General features: G+C 68.3%; 22 protein-coding genes and 2 pseudogenes. 12 read left to right on the forward strand and 12 right to left on the reverse strand.

The features are described from left to right. The first annotated feature begins 9 nt into the window (after nucleotides 1-9). The gene (locus ACWGKT_RS43665) at nucleotides 10-585 is read left to right on the forward strand and encodes a TetR/AcrR family transcriptional regulator (protein WP_453278064.1); all 576 of its coding nucleotides are present in this window, start codon (nucleotides 10-12) and stop codon (nucleotides 583-585) included. A gap of 49 nt (nucleotides 586-634) precedes the next feature. After that, nucleotides 635-994, forward strand: coding sequence for a hypothetical protein (locus ACWGKT_RS43670; protein ID WP_453278065.1), 360 nt, complete (start codon nucleotides 635-637; stop codon nucleotides 992-994). Nucleotides 995-1,009: 15 nt separating this feature from the next. Here the strand turns inward: ACWGKT_RS43670 and ACWGKT_RS43675 are convergent, their stop codons facing one another. The 4 genes from ACWGKT_RS43675 to ACWGKT_RS43690 form a co-directional block, all read right to left on the reverse strand. Next, the gene (locus tag ACWGKT_RS43675) at nucleotides 1,010-1,783 is read right to left on the reverse strand and encodes a DUF2637 domain-containing protein (RefSeq protein WP_453278066.1); all 774 of its coding nucleotides are present in this window, start codon (nucleotides 1,781-1,783) and stop codon (nucleotides 1,010-1,012) included. Between the two features lie 15 nt (nucleotides 1,784-1,798). After that, on the reverse strand, nucleotides 1,799-1,981 hold the full coding sequence (locus ACWGKT_RS43680) for a hypothetical protein (RefSeq protein ID WP_356144556.1): 183 nt from the start codon (nucleotides 1,979-1,981) through the stop codon (nucleotides 1,799-1,801). A gap of 321 nt (nucleotides 1,982-2,302) precedes the next feature. Continuing rightward, nucleotides 2,303-3,043, reverse strand: coding sequence for an alpha/beta fold hydrolase (locus ACWGKT_RS43685; protein ID WP_453278067.1), 741 nt, complete (start codon nucleotides 3,041-3,043; stop codon nucleotides 2,303-2,305). A gap of 217 nt (nucleotides 3,044-3,260) precedes the next feature. Continuing rightward, a complete protein-coding gene (locus tag ACWGKT_RS43690) occupies nucleotides 3,261-3,995 on the reverse strand; it encodes a helix-turn-helix domain-containing protein (RefSeq protein ID WP_453278068.1) in 735 nt (244 codons plus the stop codon). 222 nt (nucleotides 3,996-4,217) lie between these two features. Here ACWGKT_RS43690 and ACWGKT_RS43695 point away from each other — a divergent pair, with 222 nt between their 5' ends. From ACWGKT_RS43695 to ACWGKT_RS43720, 6 genes are all read left to right on the forward strand, one after another. Next, on the forward strand, nucleotides 4,218-4,883 hold the full coding sequence (locus tag ACWGKT_RS43695) for a DUF4097 family beta strand repeat-containing protein (RefSeq protein WP_453278069.1): 666 nt from the start codon (nucleotides 4,218-4,220) through the stop codon (nucleotides 4,881-4,883). A 30-nt stretch (nucleotides 4,884-4,913) separates the two neighbouring features. After that, complete coding sequence (locus tag ACWGKT_RS43700; protein ID WP_453278070.1) at nucleotides 4,914-5,879, forward strand: ATP-binding cassette domain-containing protein; 966 nt, start codon at nucleotides 4,914-4,916, stop codon at nucleotides 5,877-5,879. After that, nucleotides 5,876-6,694 carry an ABC transporter permease gene (locus ACWGKT_RS43705; protein WP_453278071.1) on the forward strand — a complete coding sequence of 273 codons (819 nt, stop codon included), beginning with the start codon at nucleotides 5,876-5,878 and terminating at the stop codon, nucleotides 6,692-6,694. The genes ACWGKT_RS43700 and ACWGKT_RS43705 overlap by 4 nt, the downstream gene beginning before the upstream one ends. 206 nt (nucleotides 6,695-6,900) lie before the next feature. Then, complete coding sequence (locus ACWGKT_RS43710; RefSeq protein WP_235454193.1) at nucleotides 6,901-7,248, forward strand: PadR family transcriptional regulator; 348 nt, start codon at nucleotides 6,901-6,903, stop codon at nucleotides 7,246-7,248. Continuing rightward, nucleotides 7,245-8,246 (forward strand): hypothetical protein, encoded by a 1,002-nt coding sequence (locus ACWGKT_RS43715; protein WP_453278072.1) that lies wholly within the window; start codon nucleotides 7,245-7,247, stop codon nucleotides 8,244-8,246. Before ACWGKT_RS43710 ends, ACWGKT_RS43715 begins: the two co-directional genes overlap by 4 nt. Before the next feature lie 701 nt (nucleotides 8,247-8,947). Continuing rightward, nucleotides 8,948-10,027, forward strand: coding sequence for an FG-GAP repeat domain-containing protein (locus tag ACWGKT_RS43720; protein WP_453278073.1), 1,080 nt, complete (start codon nucleotides 8,948-8,950; stop codon nucleotides 10,025-10,027). 34 nt (nucleotides 10,028-10,061) lie between these two features. On the opposite strand, the gene ACWGKT_RS43725 is transcribed toward ACWGKT_RS43720, so the two are convergent. Both ACWGKT_RS43725 and ACWGKT_RS43730 read right to left on the reverse strand, forming a co-directional pair. Continuing rightward, entirely contained in the window at nucleotides 10,062-10,508 is a 447-nt protein-coding gene (locus ACWGKT_RS43725) for a hypothetical protein (protein ID WP_453278074.1), read from the reverse strand. Between the two features lie 247 nt (nucleotides 10,509-10,755). Then, nucleotides 10,756-11,604, reverse strand: coding sequence for a peptidase (locus ACWGKT_RS43730; RefSeq protein WP_453278075.1), 849 nt, complete (start codon nucleotides 11,602-11,604; stop codon nucleotides 10,756-10,758). 260 nt (nucleotides 11,605-11,864) lie between these two features. Between ACWGKT_RS43730 and ACWGKT_RS43735 the strand changes: the two genes are divergently transcribed. After that, nucleotides 11,865-12,341: a hypothetical protein gene (locus ACWGKT_RS43735; RefSeq protein WP_453278076.1), complete on the forward strand. Its 477-nt coding sequence runs from the start codon at nucleotides 11,865-11,867 to the stop codon at nucleotides 12,339-12,341. A 194-nt stretch (nucleotides 12,342-12,535) separates the two neighbouring features. Here ACWGKT_RS43735 and ACWGKT_RS43740 read toward each other — a convergent pair whose 3' ends face one another. From ACWGKT_RS43740 to sigJ, 4 genes and pseudogenes are all read right to left on the reverse strand, one after another. Next, a complete protein-coding gene (locus ACWGKT_RS43740) occupies nucleotides 12,536-13,360 on the reverse strand; it encodes a MerR family transcriptional regulator (protein ID WP_453278077.1) in 825 nt (274 codons plus the stop codon). Between the two features lie 116 nt (nucleotides 13,361-13,476). Further along, nucleotides 13,477-13,971: an N-acetyltransferase family protein gene (locus tag ACWGKT_RS43745; protein ID WP_453278078.1), complete on the reverse strand. Its 495-nt coding sequence runs from the start codon at nucleotides 13,969-13,971 to the stop codon at nucleotides 13,477-13,479. Between the two features lie 193 nt (nucleotides 13,972-14,164). Then, nucleotides 14,165-14,696, reverse strand: a pseudogene (locus ACWGKT_RS43750) (GNAT family N-acetyltransferase); the annotation flags it as partial. A gap of 105 nt (nucleotides 14,697-14,801) precedes the next feature. Next, nucleotides 14,802-15,719 carry an RNA polymerase sigma factor SigJ gene (sigJ, locus tag ACWGKT_RS43755; protein ID WP_453278079.1) on the reverse strand — a complete coding sequence of 306 codons (918 nt, stop codon included), beginning with the start codon at nucleotides 15,717-15,719 and terminating at the stop codon, nucleotides 14,802-14,804. A gap of 100 nt (nucleotides 15,720-15,819) precedes the next feature. Between sigJ and ACWGKT_RS43760 the strand changes: the two genes are divergently transcribed. Together ACWGKT_RS43760 and ACWGKT_RS43765 are read left to right on the forward strand one after the other, a co-directional pair. After that, nucleotides 15,820-16,194 carry a hypothetical protein gene (locus tag ACWGKT_RS43760; RefSeq protein ID WP_453278080.1) on the forward strand — a complete coding sequence of 125 codons (375 nt, stop codon included), beginning with the start codon at nucleotides 15,820-15,822 and terminating at the stop codon, nucleotides 16,192-16,194. 229 nt (nucleotides 16,195-16,423) lie between these two features. Continuing rightward, nucleotides 16,424-16,592 (forward strand): annotated as a pseudogene (locus ACWGKT_RS43765) (IS21-like element helper ATPase IstB); the annotation flags it as partial. A gap of 173 nt (nucleotides 16,593-16,765) precedes the next feature. Here ACWGKT_RS43765 and ACWGKT_RS43770 read toward each other — a convergent pair. Continuing rightward, nucleotides 16,766-17,257 carry a hypothetical protein gene (locus tag ACWGKT_RS43770; protein WP_453278081.1) on the reverse strand — a complete coding sequence of 164 codons (492 nt, stop codon included), beginning with the start codon at nucleotides 17,255-17,257 and terminating at the stop codon, nucleotides 16,766-16,768. 431 nt (nucleotides 17,258-17,688) lie between these two features. On the opposite strand from ACWGKT_RS43770, the gene ACWGKT_RS43775 reads away from it, so the two are divergent. Then, a complete protein-coding gene (locus ACWGKT_RS43775; RefSeq protein ID WP_453278082.1) occupies nucleotides 17,689-17,841 on the forward strand; it encodes a hypothetical protein in 153 nt (50 codons plus the stop codon). Nucleotides 17,842-17,953: 112 nt separating this feature from the next. Here ACWGKT_RS43775 and ACWGKT_RS43780 read toward each other — a convergent pair whose 3' ends face one another. Continuing rightward, nucleotides 17,954-18,331: a VOC family protein gene (locus ACWGKT_RS43780; protein ID WP_453278083.1), complete on the reverse strand. Its 378-nt coding sequence runs from the start codon at nucleotides 18,329-18,331 to the stop codon at nucleotides 17,954-17,956. Nucleotides 18,332-19,000: the final 669 nt, after the last annotated feature.

A 19,000-nucleotide genomic window follows, 5' to 3' on the forward strand; every position in this document is an offset into this window, starting at 1 on the left:
GATCGCCGCATGGGTCGATGGGAGCCGAACGCGCGCGGCCGCCTGGCACAGGCAGCGCTGACGCTCTACGCCGAGCAGGGCTTCGAGAAGACGACGGCGGCGGAGATCGCGGCACGGGCCGGGCTGACCGAGCGCACCTTCTTCCGGCACTTCGCCGACAAGCGCGAAGTCCTCTTCGCGGGCACGGAAATGGCCCACGACCTACTGGCCCGCACGGTCGCCGAGGCACCCCCCGGCACTCCGCCCCTCGACGCGGTGACCTTCGCCCTCGAAGCCTTCGCCGCCGTGCTCCAGGAGAACCCCGAGCGCGTCAGACTCCGCGAAGCGATCGTCTCGGCCAACCCGGACCTGCGAGAGCGCGAGCTGACCAAACTCGCCGCCCTGGTCACGACGATGGCCGACGCCCTGCGCGCCCGAGGCGTCCCCGACCTCACCGCGAGCCTGACCGCCGAAACGGGAATCGCCGTCTTCAAGGTCGCCTACGCCCACTGGACCACCACCGCGTCCCCGTCGGATCTGCAGGAAACCCTCCGCGACTTGCTGCGGCACCTGAGAACCGCACTCGCGGCCCAGGCTCCTGCCTGACCACGCTTCGCCGGTGCAGGGGCGGGCGGGCCGGGTGAATACTGACCTGATGCGGCAGGCGTTCGTCCACGAAGCGGTGGTGCTGATGGAACCGGGCGGCGACGTGGGCGCGCCCGGTGCGGCTGTCACGGTCGCGTTGTGCGGGCACTGGGAGCATGAGCCGCCGTGTCCGCTGGCACCGCACCACACCACCGCGACGCGCTCCGGCGACGAGCTGCGGCTGCGCGTGCTGTTCGTCGCCGAACCAGGCTCCGAGGCCGAGGTCCGTAGCCGGATCGAGACGGCCCTGTCCCGGCCCGGCTTCGACGGCCCGGACGGAGTCACCACCCGCTGGCAGCTGCGCAGCGCACGCCGCGGCCGCGTCCTGGACGACGAGGCCGAGCATGCCGGCCGACTCCTGCAGAGCTGAGCCGTCGACTCCGGGCTACCGCCGGTGGGAACGCGTGCTCTGTCGCGGTGGCAGGGTCAGTGTGATTTGTCGGACGAGCTGCTGAAAGCAGGCGAGGGACGCGAGTGACGGCAGGGCGGCTCCGGCGACGCCGGTGAAGGTCCGTTCGGCCTGAGCCACGCACAGCATCATCGCGACGGACGAGAACAGCAGAACGATGAACCACGAATGCATGGCTCGCCGCTGATGCAGGGCGGCTCGCAGGATGGACAAAGAGGCCACCATCCAGGGGCCGTACACGAGAAGAGGCCACCAGGGAATGTTCCCGCTCTTCGAACCGGCGGGGATGTTCTGCAACGGCGCGTAGGCCACCATGCCGCCGAAGACACTCACCATGGCGACGATGACGGCGACGATGGCGACGAGGATGTAACTCCCGGTCTGCAGCCACCCGACCTGGCGGAGTTTCCGGACTCGAACCTTCCGGTGCCCGGCAGAGGAATGTCGGATGGGCGGCAACTGGGCGGTGATCTGCGCCAGGTTCTCCATCGGGTCGTCGAGGTCGACGCCCGGCGACGGCTCGCTGCGCAGCGGCGGAACCGTGGTCGCCTGCTCCGTCGGCCCGGCCTCCTGCAGGAGATAGGCGAGTTCCTCGACCGGGTCCCAGTTCGAGTCGGGTGGTACCAACGGGGTCCCCGAGTGCACGGCGTTGCCGGGACCGCCCTGCCATTCCGGGCCCGGCCCGTAAGAGTACGCATCGGAATACAAATCACGCCGCACAAAGAGGGGATCCGCATACTCGTGGTTCATGGAAATCCGCCCCCGTTACGCGTGTTCCGCCTGGCGGCCGGGCGTCCCCTGACCGTTCCACCGCCGATTGAGCTCCTGCTGGGCCGACTCCAGCAGCGTGAGGAACTCCCGGAGCAGCGGCTCGGTGACCGAGAGTTCGACCCGTGCGCCGTCCCCCTGCCGCAGGACGCCGCGGGCCCCGAGCGCCGAATAGGCCACGCCAGGCGTGTAAGTATATTTACCTGCTGTCATATCGCGGCTCGCGAGCAGGCTGTCCGTCCTCGCGCCGCGCCGAGGCAAGTCGTGGGGCCATTCTTTGGTCATACCTCGATAACACCGCTTCCCCTCCTCCAGATGCGTGGCAAATGAGTGACCCTGGCGTAGGATAAACGCTGGTGAGAGCGTTTCTTAATTAATAACCCACACCAATTGTCCGACTGCGGGCCTCCCCACCGACCCGCGCCCGGCGGAGGACAGGGTCGGACCAGGGGGCTGACCTCGGCGTCACGCTCATCAGCCCTTGGCCGGCGGCCAGTCAGCTCAGCCCTCGTACAGACCGACGCCCTCGCCGGCCGCCGCGCGTACCAGGACGTCGGCCAGCTCCACCGGGGTGGAGAGCATCGGGTAGTGGCCGGTGGCCAGTTCGAAGAACGTGACTCCGGGCTCGGCGAGCTTGGCGAACCGCGGCAGGCCGGTGTCGTGCAGCGTGCGGGCGAACTCCAGGCTGAGGCCGTTCGCGAGGCAGAACACCCCGCTGGTCGGGAGCTTGAGCCAGGCGCCGGTCAGCTCGATCGGCTCGGTGACGGTCCGGACCGGGTGCGGGGTGGCCAGGCGGTGGTAGCGCTCCAGCTCCGCCGGCGGGACGGCGTGCACCGCCGGGATCTCCTCGGGCACCGGGATGACGCCGTCGAGGGCGCGGTCCAGGAGGCCTAGCTGCGGCATCTGCGCCACCACCGACTCACCCGGCTCCGGGAAGCCGGTGTCCACGAACACCACCCGGGCGACCTGTCCGGGGCGCCGGTCGGCCGCCGCGAGGGCGGGGAAGATGCCGTAACTGTGCGCCACCAGCACAATCCCCGGGCCCTCCGTGTCGAGCAGCGCCGCCACGGCGTCGGTGTGCTCGGCCAGCCCGACGCCGGCGGGGTCCTCACCCGCCCGCTCGGCCAGCCCGGGCAAGGTGACCGCAAGCGCCCGGTGCCCTCGCGCGGTCAGTTCGGCGGCCACCGCCGCCCAGGCCCAGCCACCCATGAAAAGCCCCGGGACCAGCAGAAACGTCGTCATGACAGACCTCTTTCGAAGCATCGCCTGTGCGGTCGGTCAGGACGGTAGGACCTCCCCCTGGGGGAGATTCCAGCCGCTTCTGCCGCAGCCCGGTCCACACCCGCGTGCGCTGACCCCGGAACGAGGCGCCTCCTCCACCACGACGGCCTGGGGAACTGGCGCCCGTCGGCCCACCGCCCCAGTGCCGGCGCCCCCAGGTCCCTGATCTGAACGCCGCTCAGTCAGTGCTGTCCGGGGTCGTTTCCGGTTTCGTGTAGAGGACGTCGCGGGCCTGCTCCGCGGCGCGGGCGAGACTCTCGGAGACGAAGTCGACGAAGCGGGCGATGTTCTCGAGGCGGGCGGCGGCCGGGGTGCCGCGGCCGAGGACGCCGACACCCTGCCGTGCGGTCTCGGCGAGTTGGGCGTTGGACCGGGCGGCGGCGATCATCGACTGGTAGAAGACGTCGCTGTCGACGAGGTAGCGCTCGCGGCGGCGTTCGTCGCGTTCCCGGCGGATGAGTCCCTGGCTTTCGAGGAACGTGATCGCTTTGGAGATGGACGCCGGGCTGACCTGGAGGCGCTGGACGAGTTCGGACGCGGTGAGACTGCCGTCGTCGGTGGTGTAGAGGCTTGTCAGCACCCGGGACATCATCTTGGGCAGGCCCTGTTGCACGAGGAGGGTGGTGAACGCCTCCTCGTACTCGCGTACGGCGTCGGCGTCGCGTCCGTGGGCCTGTGCGGGGGTGTTCGGGTCCCGGGGCGTGGTCTGCCTGCGGCGGTGTGCGCGGCGTTCGGTGGCGCGGTGGGCCAGGTCGGCGCGGTAGGCGGTGGGGCCGCCGTTACGCATGACCTCGCGCGTGATCGTTGAGGTCGGCCGGTCGAGGCGTCTGGCGATCTCCGCGTAGGCGAGGTCGTCGGCCAGCCCCAGCGCGATCTGCTGGCGTTCCTGCTGGGTGAGTCTGCCTCCCGGCATCGCGGCCTCCCTCGTGGTCCGTGGTGTCTCAACTATAGCGTTCAGTTCTTGTTCATTGCAACGAGCTGAGGGTTGACTGTTGCATTAGATTCAAGACCATTGCAACACTTTCTCTGCTTTGAGCTGCGTAGATGTGAGTTATGCGCAACGAGTGTGTTGCTCGATCCTTGAACGCAACATAGCGTTTCCGTCGTAAGAAACGACGAGTTGAAGGAGCGCACGATGCAGAAGTTCGACACCCCCGCCCCGGTCTCCGCCGTCCTCGACATCCCCGCGGGACGCATCCGGTTCATCGCCGCCGACCGGGCCGACACCACGGTCGAGGTGCTGCCCGCGGATGCCTCCAAGAGCCGCGACGTGAAGGCGGCCGAGCAGATCGAGGTCGCCTACGGCGACGCCGTCCTGCGGGTCGAGGCCCCGGCCACCAAGAACCGGATCCTCGGCGACTCGGGATCCGTCGAGGTGACCATCCAGCTGCCCGCCGGCTCCCGCATCGAGGCCAGGACCGCCGCCGCCGAGCTCCGCGCCGTCGGCCGCCTGGGCGACATCGCCTTCGAAGGCGCGTACCGCCAGATCAAGATCGACGAGGCCGCGAGCGTCCGCCTCACCGCGGTCGACGGCGACGTCGAGGTCGGCCGGCTGGGCGGGCCCGCGGAGATCAGCACCGCACGGGGTGACATCCGGATCGCCGAGGCCGTGCGCGGCACGGTCGTGCTCCGCACCCAGTCCGGCAGCGTCTCGGTCGGCGCCGCGGCCGGCGTCTCGGCCGCCCTGGACGCCGGCACCGGCCACGGCCGTATCAGCAACGCCCTCAAGAACGACGGCACCGCCGAACTCGACATCCGCGCCACCACCTCGCACGGCGACATCACCGCTCGCAGCCTGTAAATCCGCAGTCAGCAAGAGGGGGCACTACTCATGACCGACCTGGCCATCGCGGCGAACGGGCTGCGCAAGTCCTATGGCGACAAGACCGTGCTCGACGGCGTCGACCTGGCCGTCGAGGAAGGAACGATCTTCTCCTTGCTCGGCCCGAACGGTGCCGGCAAGACCACCGTCGTCAAGATCCTCTCCACCCTCATCTCTCCCGACCCGGCCGGCGGCCCCATCCGCGTCGGCGGTCACGACCTCGCCGCCGACCCGCAGTCCGTGCGCGCCGCGATCGGTGTCACCGGACAGTTCTCCGCCGTCGACGGCCTGATCACCGGCGAGGAGAACATGCTCCTCATGGCGGACCTGCACCACCTCTCCAAGCGCGAGGGACGGCGGGTCACCGCGGAGCTGCTGGAGCGCTTCGACCTCACCGAGGCCGCGAAGAAGCCGGCCACCACCTACTCCGGCGGCATGAAGCGCCGCCTCGACATCGCCATGACCCTGGTCGGCAACCCGCGGATCATCTTCCTCGACGAGCCGACCACCGGCCTCGACCCGCGCTCCCGGCACAACATGTGGCAGATCATCCGCGAGCTCGTCACGGGCGGCGTCACCGTCCTCCTCACCACCCAGTACCTGGAGGAGGCCGACGAACTCGCCGACCGCATCGCCGTTCTCAACAACGGAAGGATCGCGGCCGAGGGCACCGCCGAGGAACTGAAGCGGATCGTCCCCGGCGGCCACGTCCGGCTCCGCTTCACCGACCCGGTCGCGTACCGGAGCGCGGCCTCCGCCCTGCCCAGCGCTTCCCGGGACGACGAGTCCCTCGCCCTGCAGGTCCCGAGCGGCGGCAGCCAGCGCGAGCTGCGCTCCGTACTCGACCGGCTGGACTCGGCCGGCATCGAGGCCGACGAGCTGACCGTGCACACCCCCGACCTCGACGACGTCTTCTTCGCCCTGACCGGCGGCGGCGCCGGCATCCCCAACCAGCCCAAGGAGGCCGTCCGATGAGCACCCCCCTGGCTCCCGCCCGCCCGACCCGGCTCGCCCTGGCCGCACGCGACTGCTCCACGATGCTGCGCCGCAATCTCCTGCACGCCCGGCGCTACCCGTCGCTCACGCTGAACCTGCTGCTCACCCCGATCATGCTGTTGCTGCTCTTCGTCTACATCTTCGGCGACACCATGAGCGCGGGCATCGGCAGCGGCGGCCCGGACCGCGCCAAGTACATCGCCTACATCGTGCCGGGCCTGCTGCTGATGACCATCGGCAGCACCACGATCGGGACCGCGGTCTCCGTGTCCAACGACATGACCGAGGGCATCATCGCCCGCTTCCGCACGATGGCGATCCACCGTCCCTCGGTGCTCGTCGGGCACGTCGTCGGCAGCGTGCTGCAGTCGGTCATGAGCGTGGTCCTGGTGGGCGCCGTCGCCGTGGCCATCGGCTTCCGCTCCACCGATGCCACCGCCCTGGAGTGGCTCGCGGCGTTTGGACTGCTCGTCCTGTTCGCCACGGCGCTCACCTGGATCGCGGTCGGTATGGGCCTGGTCAGCCCGAACGCCGAGGCCGCCAGCAACAACGCCATGCCCCTGATCCTGCTGCCGCTCCTGTCCAGCGCCTTCGTCCCGCTCCACTCGATGCCGGGCTGGTTCCAGCCGATCGCCGAGTACCAGCCGTTCACGCCCGCCATCGAGACCCTGCGCGGCCTGCTGCTCGGCAGCGAGATCGGCAACAACGGCTGGCTGGCCGTCACCTGGTGCCTGGGCCTCGCGGTGCTCGGCTACTTCTGGTCGACCGCGAAGTTCGACAACGACCCGAAGTAACCGCCGTGACAACGCGGGCCACCCCCGCAGCTCGTCCCACCCGAGGGCGGCGTACACCGACACCCCGTCGGAGTACGCCGCCCCGTCCGTGTGCGCACCGCGCCACGCCCCGAACCGGCCGTGCCTGGACACGACATCGCGAGGACCACTACTCTGAATTCGAACTAGTCGAGATTTTGGAGTAGAGAGCAGGAGAGAGTACGGGGATGCCTGTGCAAGAACCCTCATCCGGCTGGCTGCGCGGCGTGCTGCCGCTGGCGCTGGCCGCCGTACTGGCGCAGGGCGACCAGCACGGGTACGCGCTGGTGCAGCAGTTGGCGGCCCACGGATTCGGCACCATCCGCGGCGGCGCGCTGTATCCGGTGCTCGGCCGGATGGAGACGGACGGGCTGGTGGAGGCCCGCTGGGAGCCCGGGGAGGGCGGACCGGGCCGCAAGGTCTACCGGCTCACCGACGCCGGACGAGCCCGACTGCTCGAAGAAGCCGCCGACTGGCAGCGGTTCTCCGACTCGATGGACCAACTCTTGCGCCAGGGAACGAAGGAGGAGCCGTGACCGATACGGACACCCGCTGGAAAGCCCGGCTGAGGCTGGCACTGGCGGCGCAGTCGGTGGACAGGGCCACCTCCGACCTGGTGCTCGACGAGGTGGAGCAGCACTGCGCACACAGCGGTGAGACACCCGAAGACGCATTCGGCAAGCCGGAGGAGTACGCCGCCGCGGTCGTCCGCGACCGCATACCGCCCGAGGAACGCACGGGCCGACGCTGGGACGGCCTGACCCGCGCGGACCACGCCTTCGCGGCTGTCACCCAGACAGGCATCGCCGCCGTCGTGGCCGGCGCCTGCCTGTGGGCCGGATACGGAACCACGCTGCCCCTGACCCCCGTCGGCACAACCGGTGTTGCACTCACCGGCGTCGCCCTGCTGAGCGCCTGTCTGACGGCGAGCCTCGCACGCTCCCGAGCACGCGGCGCCGCCGGCTGGGGAGCGGCCACCCTTGCCGCGCTGGTTCTGGCGGCCACGGCCTTCACCACCCTGCCCACCACCTCCCTCGGCCGGCTCCCCGCCCCGGCCCTGTGCGTGCTGGGTGTCCTGCTGCTCTGGGGAGCCGCGCGCTTCTCACCGACCCCCGACCGCGAAGGGCCCACCATGAACTCCCGGACCCACCCCGAGAACTGGCCGGTCGACCTGCCCCGCCTGCTCGAAGAACGGCACGGACTCTCCCGCGCCCGGTCCGCCGAACTCACCCGGGAGGCGGCCCAGCACCTCATAGCCACCGGGCGCGACCCCGAGGACGAATTCGGGCCCGCGGAGCTGTACGCGCTCAGGCTCGCCGAGGAGGAGTCGGCCCCCCGCACCCCGTGGTGGACGCGCAACGACGTCCAGGCGACCACCCTCGCGGTCATCCTCCTCGGCTACCTGGTGTCCAACGTCGTATCCGAGGGCCCGGTTTGGCAGACGGCCCTGGCCGCTGTCGCCCTGGCAACGGATCTGGCACTTCTCGCCACGCACCTACTGCGCGGGCGACCCGCGGAGCCCGGCTCGCGGTAGCCGGGCCGAGCGGCAGGACCACCGCCGGTCCCGCGCGACCTCTTACCGCGGCGCGACGGCCGAGAGTACTCCTCCGGAAGGCGCGCAACTGCGGCTCCCCGCCCCAGCCTGGGTCGACTCCGGACCTGGTGCGCCGACTGCTCGATGTCGTGCAGTACGCCATGTGCGGCGCCGGGCTCATCCTGCTGGTCGGCGTCCTCGCGCTCCTTGCGGAATCCTCCAGAAGCGGTTGTCCTCGGGCGTACTCGCTCATGCCCCGGGCCGTGCCGCCCGCGTTGTCCGCCCCGGCGCGCGCCGAGGAGTTTCTCACCACCTTCGCGAAATGTCTTCGTGCGCCAACTCGCTCCTTTGGGCGGTTCATTTTCCATTGACGGTATGTCAGTGGTGCGGGACCGTGTGAGGGCTTTCAGAGTGGCGGATTGTTCCCTCGGGGGACCCTTCAGCGAAGTCCGGCCGCTGCCAATTCTCTGCGCCGACGGGCTGCCTTTTCTCGGATTGTGTTACTGCTGCCGGGCGGAGGTGCATGAATGTCATTCTGAAGGCCGGGAATCGAGCAGCCTGATGGGTCGTCAGCACTGCGGTACGACTCGGGTCGTTGCTCCCGGACTGGTATGCAGGCGAAGGAGAAAGAAATGCCGCAGGAGAGACCCGTCAAGCAGGCCCGGAGAAGCCGAAGGTACCTGTTCCCTGTTCTGGCGGCCGTGACAGTGCTGTTCACGGCTCAGGGCACCGCGTGGGCCGCCGCCCCTACTTTTGCCACCCATGCCGACTACGCGACCGGGGACACGCCTCAGGCGGTGCGCGTGGGCGACTTCGACAAGGACGGCCACGTCGACCAGGCCGTGGTCAACTCGGCGGGCGACACGGTGTCGGTGCTGTTGGGCAACGGCGACGGCACGTTCGACACCAAGGTCGACTACGGCACGGGTAACTATCCGGCCGGTGTCGTGGTCGGTGACTTCAACGAGGACACCGATCCCGACCTGGCGGTCGCCAACCTGGGCGGTGACACGGTGTCGGTGCTGCTCGGCAACGGCGACGGCACGTTCGACACCAAGGTCGACTACGGCACGGGACTGGCCCCCTACAAGGTGGAGGCCGGTGACTTCGACAAGGACGGTCACCTCGATCTGGTCGCCTCCAACACCGCCGACAACACGGTGTCGGTGCTGCTGGGCAATGGTGACGGCACGTTCGACACCAAGGTCGACTACGGCACCGGAGGCTTTCCGTTCTCGATCGTGTCGAAGGACGTGGACAAGGACACCAACCTCGACCTGGTCGTCTCCAACGACAGCGACAACACGGTGTCGGTGCTGCTGGGCAACGGCGACGGCACCTTCAACACCAAGACCGACTACGGGACCGGGGGCGAACCCACCCGGGTCCAGGTGGCGGACTTCGACGGCGACACCAACCTCGACATCGCGGTCGCCAATCTGGACGACGCGGCGGTGTCGGTGCTGCTGGGCAACGGCGACGGCACGTTCGACACCAAGGTCGACTACACGGTGGGCAACGCGCCGGTCTCGCTGGAGGTGGCGGACTTCGACGGCGACACCAACCTCGACCTCGTGGCGACCAACACCGCCGACGCCACGGTCTCCGTGCTGCCGGGCAACGGCGACGGCACCTTCGACACCAAGGCAGACTTCGCCGTCGGAGAGGCGCCGTTCGGCGTTGCCGTGGGGGACTTCGACGAGGACTCGCGCCCTGACGTGACGACTGCCAACTACACCGATGACACGGTGTCCGTCCTGCTCAACACCACGACCCCGTGACGCCGGCGTCGCCCGGCCGTCGGCTGTCCGGCAGTTAGGCGACGGAATGGGTCACAGTGCCGGTATAGGTGCCCGCCACCGCACTGGCGGGCACCGTCATGACCAGCGTCGGCTGCCAGATCACCGAGCTGCTGTTCGTGTTGACGGTGCTGTACATGAACGCCGTACGGGCCGTGTCCAGCGGCACCTTGTCGGCGCTGGTCGGCTGACCGGGAACGGGGGTTCCGGGTCCCGTCTTCGTCACGATGGGACCGGACCAGTACGACAGGTTTCCTCGCGCGATCGTCTGCCCGGGAGAGCCGGCTCCGGTGGTGAAGTTGGTCGCCGACACCGTCGCGGTCCAGCGCATCACGCCACTGCTCGTGACCTTCACCTGCCCCATCTGCACGGTCGTCGTGTTTCCCGGCTGTGCCGACCCGATGTTGGCGGAGGCGGGGGCCGTGACCGCGGGGGCAAGGAGCGCCTCGGGAATTATGAACACCGCGTTAGCCGTCGTTGCTTCTGCCTGTGGCGTTTTCCACGGAGGCAGAATCACACCGGTCGCACACAACACTCCTCCCATGCCGATTCGCAAAGAGACGCGGGGCCATGAGAGGGATCGCGAACCCACTCATTCTCCTTTTATCCACCCGACGAGTCGTCTGCATTCTCGACGAGCGGAAGGCGCCGTCCGCCACCATCTTCAATTGGCTCCGCCAGATTCACTCCCGAGAGGACGTACGGAGAACTCACGTCCGATTTCTGGCGGCGCGTCGGCGCCGGTATCGCACGAACGACATGGAGGCAGCGCTGACGGCCAGCATAATTCCAGCACCGGCCGCCCAGAGCCTGCGGTCGGACGACATGACGATGTCGTAGACGGACGAACCGCCCGGCTTCGGAAACGTCAGGCGAACGGAAAGGCTGTGGCGCACCATTCCGCTTTCCAATTCCATGTGCGCCGTCCACGGTCCGGCGGGCAGACTCTTGTCCAGACCGTCCACCCTGACGGTTCCCCAACCGCCGGGAGGCAGCGTGGTGCCCTCGGTGACCGGACGCGCCCCCGCGCTCAGCCCGCCGGGGCCGTCCGAGAGGCTGAACTTCCCCCTCAGATCCAGGGCCCGCTTTCCCGTGTTGTGGACGTGGGCGACGATACTCGGCACCCCTTTCTTGTCGCGCAGAGCGACGATCTTGCTGATCCGGAAGTCGGCGTACTCTCCGCTGTTGCTGATGTCCAGATACACCCGGGTGCCCACGCGCATGATGGAGCCGACGTTGTGCGTGGCATCCGGTCGCGCTTCGCTCTGCGCCCACACCACGGCGTAGCGCTCTCCCGGCCTCGCTGCGTCCGGCACCCTGATCGTGACCTTCGCCTCGGCCTTCTCCCACGGCTTGAGCCTGACGATCGAGGGCCTGACCCGGGTCCACCGGGTCAGTTCATTGGGCCGGTTGCCCTCGGCGAACACGAACCTGTTGTGCTTGATCCGCGCCGCGCCCGAGTACAGCTGCACCTCCCGTCCGGTGTTGGACTTGTTGGCCACCTCGAACCGGCGTGAGATGACGGTTCCCGGTTTCAGATGGTCGACGATGTACTTCAACGCCCGTGGGTCGTCATGCCGCACGACGGGGGCTTCGAGCAGCCGGAAACCGACGTACCCGGTATCGGTCGACGAGTCCGCGGTGGCGGCCGCCGTCGGCGTGTGGGCGAGGGAACCCGCCAGGACGACCACGGCCGCGGTCACGGCGCGAAGGGACGAAGTTTTTGTCTTGTGCACAGCTTCGGGCTCAGGCCACGGAGTGCGTCACGGTCCCTGTGTAGTTACCCGATACTTTTGATGGCGGCACGGCCACGGTCAACGTGGGATTCCAGCTGACGGAGTTGGCGCCGTCGCCGCTGGCCCGGGAGAACGCGGTGCGGGAGCTGGCCAGAGTCCCGGTGCTACCGGGCGTGTGCGGCGCGTTCGTCTCAGCGGTTGCCGTGCCGGGGTCGTACGTCACACTGCTACCCGTGATCGTCTCGGCGGCCGTGCCTCCACCCGTCGTGAAAGCGGCGCTCAGCGCCACCGTGGCGGTCCAGGTCGTACCCAGCTGGGAGCGCTGGTCGTTGACCGTCACCACACCCATCGAGCCAGTGGCCGATCCGCCCGGAGCAGCCGAAGAAAGTGAGGCACTGCCAGGCGCGCTGATGGTGAGACCCGTGGTTGCGGTCACCGTGAAGGTGGTCACCGTATCGGCAGCCGTCGAAGGGGTAGTTGTGGCCATGACGACCCCGATCGCCGCGACCGAGATCATCACACCGTTGCGAACCTGCATTCCTGCTCCTCCGACCACGTGATCATCTGGCGCGCCATATGTATCCAATGAGTCGTCCATGCCCGAACAAGCGCTGACGATCATCGCGCTATAGGGGCAACCAGAGGGGCCGGACGGCCTAGTACTTCAGCTGTCCTGGGGATGGGGCGGCTTTCCTGAGGCCACGCACCGGAGTGGGCAGCGTGTTTGACGATGGCGACGTGCCAGTGGCCAAGGTCAGATCGCAACGACGGGCGCTTGCAGCTCGGCCACCGACTCGTCCGGATTCTCCGAGGAGTTGAGCATGACCTCCCGCGCATGCCCGTCGAACCGGTAGCCGTGCGCGTCGACCCAGCGGACGAGCAGCTGGCTGGTGCTCAGAAAACCGTGCGCCACGCCGCGGTGCGCGATCGTGGCGGCGCACTCCACTGGGGGCAGCGATACGACCTGGAGGTCCGCGTGTTCGGTGACTCCCGCGGGGACAGAGAGGCCGACGTGCACGACGATCCCGTAGTCGCCTTCGTCAGGGGTCTCGAAGTAGACGGTGCGGGGGCCGGCCGGAGCGACTCCGGCAGAGCTGAGCCGTAGGCGCAGCTCGTCAAAGAGCCGGCCGATCAGCGGGCCGGTCTCGCCGGGGCTGAAGCTCGTGGCCATCGCGCTCAGCTCAGCCAGCTGGACCGCGGGAAGTTGCCTGATGACGACGTCATCCTGGGGCATGGAACCCTCGTTCTCGATCGACCGGAGCCTCGCCTCGATCTGGGCCAGGCCCGACGCCGCCTCCGCCAGGGCCGCTTGCAGCTCGGCGCGCCGTAGTCGCAGCATTCCGCGCAACTCCTCGACGCTGATGTCCTCGTCGAGGATCGTCCGTACCTGCTGCAGTGTGAAGCCGAGGCCCTTCAGCGCGACGATCCGGTTGAGCCGGGACAGCTGTGCTGCCTCGTAGAAGCGGTAGCCGCTGGACTGGTCCACATGCGCGGGGCGCAGCAGACCGATGGCGTCGTAGTGCCTGAGCATGCGAACAGAAACACGTCCGTGCCTGGCGAAGTCTCCGATGGTGAACATGACGCCTTCGAGTGTTGGCCCTCACACGGTGGCAGGGTCAAGAGACTACTGACGGGCTCGCGTATTCAAGGAAGACAGCCTCGCGGACCGAGTCGAGGCCGTCGCACTGTCGCAGGTCAGGTCTTCGCAGGAGTGCTCGCCATCGCCCCCGGCGGGCGCATCATGAAGACGTCGACGGGGTCCTGGGCCTCCACGACGAATCCGTGGCGTTCGTAGAGCCGACGGGCAGCACTGCCCTGCAAGACGTTCAGGCCTACGGTCATGCCCTGCGCGTCCGTTCGCTCCAGGATCGTGCGCAACACAGCGGACCCGATCCCTCGGCCCTGACAGTACGGAGCAAGGTAGAAATGCTCCAGCCACTGCCCGTCTTCGGCGGGCCGGACCGTGACGCATCCCGCGAGCTCACGGTCGATCATGATGATCGACGTGTGCTGCGGGGAGAAGGAATCCCGCAACCGCTGCCGTACCCGGTCCTCGTCATAACGCCCGAGGCGTTCCAGGTCCGCACGCATGACCCTGGCCCGCAACTCCGCGATCACCTCGATGTCCGCTGCCACCGCAGAACGCAGCACCCAGCCCGCGGTGTGCGCGGATGCGGTCCGTGCAGGCATTGCCACGTCCGATCGCGTAACGCTCATCCCCCCGGCATCCATGGCCGGAGTATTTCAGTCCGCCTGTCCTGAACAGGCACGGGCATCGCACCCCCGAACTGCCCATTTTTGGCCACGTAGGCCAGTTCGTTTCCTCGGTCGCTTGAGTCGCTGTTGAGAGCCGCCCCGGCATCGCGCGGGGGTCTACCGGAGCAGATACGGCCTCCCCGACATCCGCGGCGAACTCACGGCACCAGCGCATGAGCTGCTCCTGGTCCCGCTCGCCCAGGACGCGACCTTGGCCTTCCGGGTGCGGCCGCGGCGGGGTGAGCGTACCGAGCCGGTAGAGACGCCCCTGCCAGTCGCGTACCGGCGCCGCGCCCGTGCGCCGCTGCCATGCCTCGGCGAAGGCGGTGGCCGTGTCGTGGTCCGCGGTCAGGGCCGGAGAAGGAGTGGCCGAGGCCGGCCAGGCGGGCGGCGAGGGTGTCGGCCTGCTCGGGGGAGAGGCTGGTGAGGGTCAGACGTTGCGTCGGAAGGCGGTAGAAGATGGCGCGGACCTCGCCCCCCGACTCCAGCCGGCCGAAGACGCTGGCTTCGGCGCCGTATGCGTTCGCACCACGTGTCCGCAGTTTCTCAAGCGTGGTCAGCGGCGTGTTGTGCATGACGGGGCGTGAGCACAGGAAGCCTCCGGCTCGGGCGAGAAAGCCGTGGACGTCTTCGGTGAGGTGCCAGTCATCCGGGCGCATGCCGCATGATCCCTGATGCACTCGACTCGGGGCGGCACCTACCCGGAGATCAGCCGCCACCACGACTGGTCCAACATCTGCCGGCCGGCTCAGAGCGAGGGCCAGCTAGCCCTCCCGCGCCCACGGCCGCAGCTTCTCCGGGTTGCGGACCGCCCAGATCCGGGTGACGCGCCCTTCGGAGAAGTCGAACGAGGCTACGGTCATGACGACGCCGGCACGCTGGGCCACCAGGCCCGGCACACCGTTGACCGACCGTTCCAGGAGTTCGAGTCCCGGAGCCTTGTCGGCGATGGCGAGCATGTACTGGGCGATGCGCGCGCCGCCCCCGACCGGGCGCAGGACGGTGCCGACCATGCCGCCGCCGTCGGCGGTCATCACAGCGGCCGGGTCGAGGAGACCCACGAGGGCTGCGATGTCCTTGGTCTCCCATGCCTCTTTGACGTGCCGCACCACGTCGGCCTGGCCGTTCGCCGTCACCGGAGCGCGCGGGGGACTCACCCGCCGCCGGGCGGAGGCCGCCAGCTGCTTGCAGGCTGCAGGGGTCCGGCCGAGAACGCCGGCGATCTCGGCGAACGGGTACCGGAAGACGTCGTGCAGGACGAACGCCACCCGCTCGGCGGGCGTCATCGACTCCAGGACGACGAGGAAGGCCATGGCCACCGACTCGTCCTGAACGATCTGGTCGGCGGGGTCTGCGAGGCCGGTGGGGCTGGCGCCGTCCGCGTGCTCCCACTCGGTACGCTCGGGCAGCGGCTCGGGCAGCCACGCGCCGACATAGCGTTCACGGCGGGCCCGCGCCGACCCGAGCAGATCCAGGCAGATACGGCCGGTCACCGTCGTCAGCCAGGCGCCGGGGGACAGGATCTCCTCCTGCCGGCTCGGTGGCAGCCCGTACCAGCGCGCGTAGGCGTCCTGTACGGCGTCCTCGGCCTCGGTCACGGAACCGAGCAACCGATAGGCGACATTGATCAGTTGGCGTCGCTCGCCGACTATCTCATCCGTGCTGGCCCCGACAGTACCCATGGTTCCGGCTGCCCCCGCCTTACCTTTCGCAGGCCCGCGTCGTCGGGCTGGTGAGACCTTATCGATCTACTGCCCGAGGGCGGGAAAAGGGGACTGTGACATGGCCACTGAGCTGACGACGACGGCAAACGTACAGCGCAGCTCCTCGTTCCTGCAGGTCGCGATCGCCCTGCAGACCCTGACCATCTTCCTTCAGGCGGTCTCCGCCGGACTGCTGCTGACCGCGTCCTACGGAGAGACGCTGCACAGTGTCGGAGCCCGTGTGATGTACGGGGCGACGATGCTGTACGTGCTCGCGGCGGTGCTGGCGTGGAAGCCGGGCGGCGGCTCGCCCCGGCCCATCTGGCACGCGACAGGCTTCCTCGTACTCGCCTCGGTCCAGGTCGTCCTCGGCATCGCGCACGTCCCGTCGGTCCATCTCCCCCTGGGCTGCCTGATGTTCGGCCTGAGCGTGCTGGCGCTGGCCCGACGCTAGGCCGATACGAAGCCCGCCGGGATCAACTGGGCGGTGCCTCTTCGATCAGGCAGCTCGCCGTCATCGTCATGCACTCATCGCCCGCGCCGCCAAGCGGCTCACTCGTCCAGGGCGAGGAAGTACGAGAACCGCTCGGCGGGAGGCCGACGAACCGCCGCTGGCGGCCTGCTAGGGGCGGACGTAGGGCCGGGTCATGATCTCCATGTTGTGGCCCTCCGGGTCGTCGAGCGCTTCGAGCGAGAGTTTCAGCGGGTGGACGAGGACGTTCACCTATCCCCGGCTCTGCGCGGCCATAGACGAACCGGGCAACTTTCAACGGCGCCATCATCCAGACCGGCACCGAGTCCTACCGCCTCGCTCACACCAAGGCCCAAGCCGAACAAGCCCAGGCCGGCTGACCGAGCGCCACACGGGAGGGTCGCGCTCGGATTGCGGCGCCTGCCAAGTCTTGCAGGCCTCATCATCCTGGAGGCTGCGCCGAGGATGAACGCGGCCTGCGCCTCATCAACCTCGTCCCACACCCGCCGCCGGTTCAGGCTCGGCGTTACGGTTTCCGGGGTGCGCGCGTCGTTCAGGGCGTGATGTGGAATGTGAGTTCGGTGGTCGTGTCGTCCACGGTGTGCCCGTGCACGTAGCCCCGGCTTGCCGCGTAGCTCCCCGTGCCGCCGTTGATCGATAGGTTGAAGTCGCGAGGCGGCGGGGCGTAGGGAGCAAAGCCCTGGACCGTGATGTCACCGTCGCTGAGGGCAAAGGTGATGAGGCACTGCAATGTGCCGGTGCTCGCACCAGCCTCAAGGCGGACAATGGTGCAGCCTCCGGCGCCGGAGCCGACCCTCTGGTCGTCGCGGTAGAGGTCGTTGGCGAGCGTGAACCCGTTGCCCTGGGCATCGCCCGAGCCGTTCGGTGTGAACTGAGTGGTCTTCGCGACCAGTGATAGCACCTGCTCGCCCTGTTGGCCGTCGGCCAGGGACGAGGCGGCAGCAGCCGAAGCCAGGGGAGCGGAGAACACAACCGCACTCAAGGCTGCCACGGAACTCCGACCGAGCAATCCGAAATTACGCACGCCGAGACACTCCTAGCCGATCGCGGGTAATGCGGCACTTCCGACCGCGTGACTTCCGCTTGTCCGGTCAGAGTTGATCACGAAAAGATCGATGCACCGAGGAGCCTCACAGTGTCGTTCGGGTGGTATCAGGGCCTGAGGTTCGCCCGAGGAAGTACCCGTTGGATTTGTGTGGGCATGCGGTGCGGACATATCGCGGCGCTGAGCCGAAGCACCTGAGTGACATTAAGAGTCACCAAGATTGATCTTGATGCTCGCCGCAAAACGACTCCCGAAGTCACACCGAAACGACTCCCTCAGAGGCTCTGTTGGTGTCCGTGTTGGGCGGTGTTGTGTGAGGGAACGGTTGGGGTTTGTTGTCGTCCGCGGCAGTGTCTTTGCGCGTGTCCTGGGAGCTGAACGTGAGGGTTGGTTCGGCGAAGGTCGAAGGTTTGCAGAGCATCTTGGCCCGTGCCGAGGAGAAGCTCACCCACCTCGACGCGCAGATCTCCCGGCAGCAGGAGTCCGACGACCGGGGAATTCCCGCCTTCCGGGAGATGGTTGCTTGCGCCACTGTGGTGGCTGCATCGGCGGAGCCTTCGTGACGTGGACGGTTGTCGCTTCCGGCGATGGTGATGCGCAATGCCCGGTTTCTGCGGGGATGAGCGGCCGCCCGGGCTCGATGCGTGGCCGGGGTGGTTTCTGGTTGTCGTGTGGTTAGGGCTGGGGGTGGTTGCGGCACAGGCAGAAGGGATGGCCGGCGGGGTCGGTGTAGACCTGCCAGCCGTAGCCGGACTCGCCGATGAAGCTCTGTTGGAGGGTGGCGCCCAGCTTGATCACTCGGTGCTGTTCGGGTTCGAACTCGTCCACTTCGAAGTCGAGGTGGAACTGCTGCGGATGTTCCTGGCCCGGCCAGCTGGGCTGCTGGTAGTTCTCCACCCGCTGAAACGACAGTTCGACGCCGTCGTTGCGCAGGTTGACCCAGTCCTTCTGGCTGATGTCCGTGTTGATCTCCCAGCCCAGCAGCTCGGCGTAGAACTCGGCCAGCTTCCAGGGGTCGGGGCAGTCGAGAATGACATCGGTGAACGTCAGCATCCGATCATCGTAGATCGCGGCGCCGGACGGCCGCGATGCTTTAGTTCGGTGCACCCCAAGACGTAGTCCGGAGAAGGTAGCTGCCTGCTCTGTTCCCAAGCGCACGCCACTCACTGTGCAGTGACTGTCAGTCAGCACGCCTGCTCTCTGGGCCGGTTCCTGGACACTGCACAGTTTCAGTGGTCGGCGACAGCACCGCGTGCCGGGGCAGGGGCAAGGAAGCCTTGATCAGAATCGATCTGCATTCCATTTTGAAGCACAACGAAAAACGCCCACCCGGCCGGAGGAAGCACAACCCCGGACCCTTCGCAGCCGCGCCCCTCCCGAAGACCCGCCCCTGACTCCGCCTCACATCTCCCCTCGCCCACAGGCCGGCCGAGCGGGCCACCCCCCGCCCCTCCAGCTGCCGCGCGGGCCGAAGGCCCGTCACCCGCGCTGCCGCGCGGGACGGCTGGAGCGCAGCGGAAGCCGTCAGCCGGGCACAGTCCGGCTCCGGCCCGCAGCGCGGGCCGGCCACTCCCGGAGCAAAGCGGAGGGAGTGTCAATTCACGGGGCGCAGCCCGTGAATTGAGCGGTGAGCGCAGCGAACCGCCAGCGCTCACGCGGAGCGGGAGCGCAACTCGGGCGCGCAGCGCCCGAGTTCGCTTGCATCGCGCGCAGCGCGATGGC

The sequence above is a fragment of the Streptomyces sp. NPDC054794 genome (genome assembly GCF_053611585.1).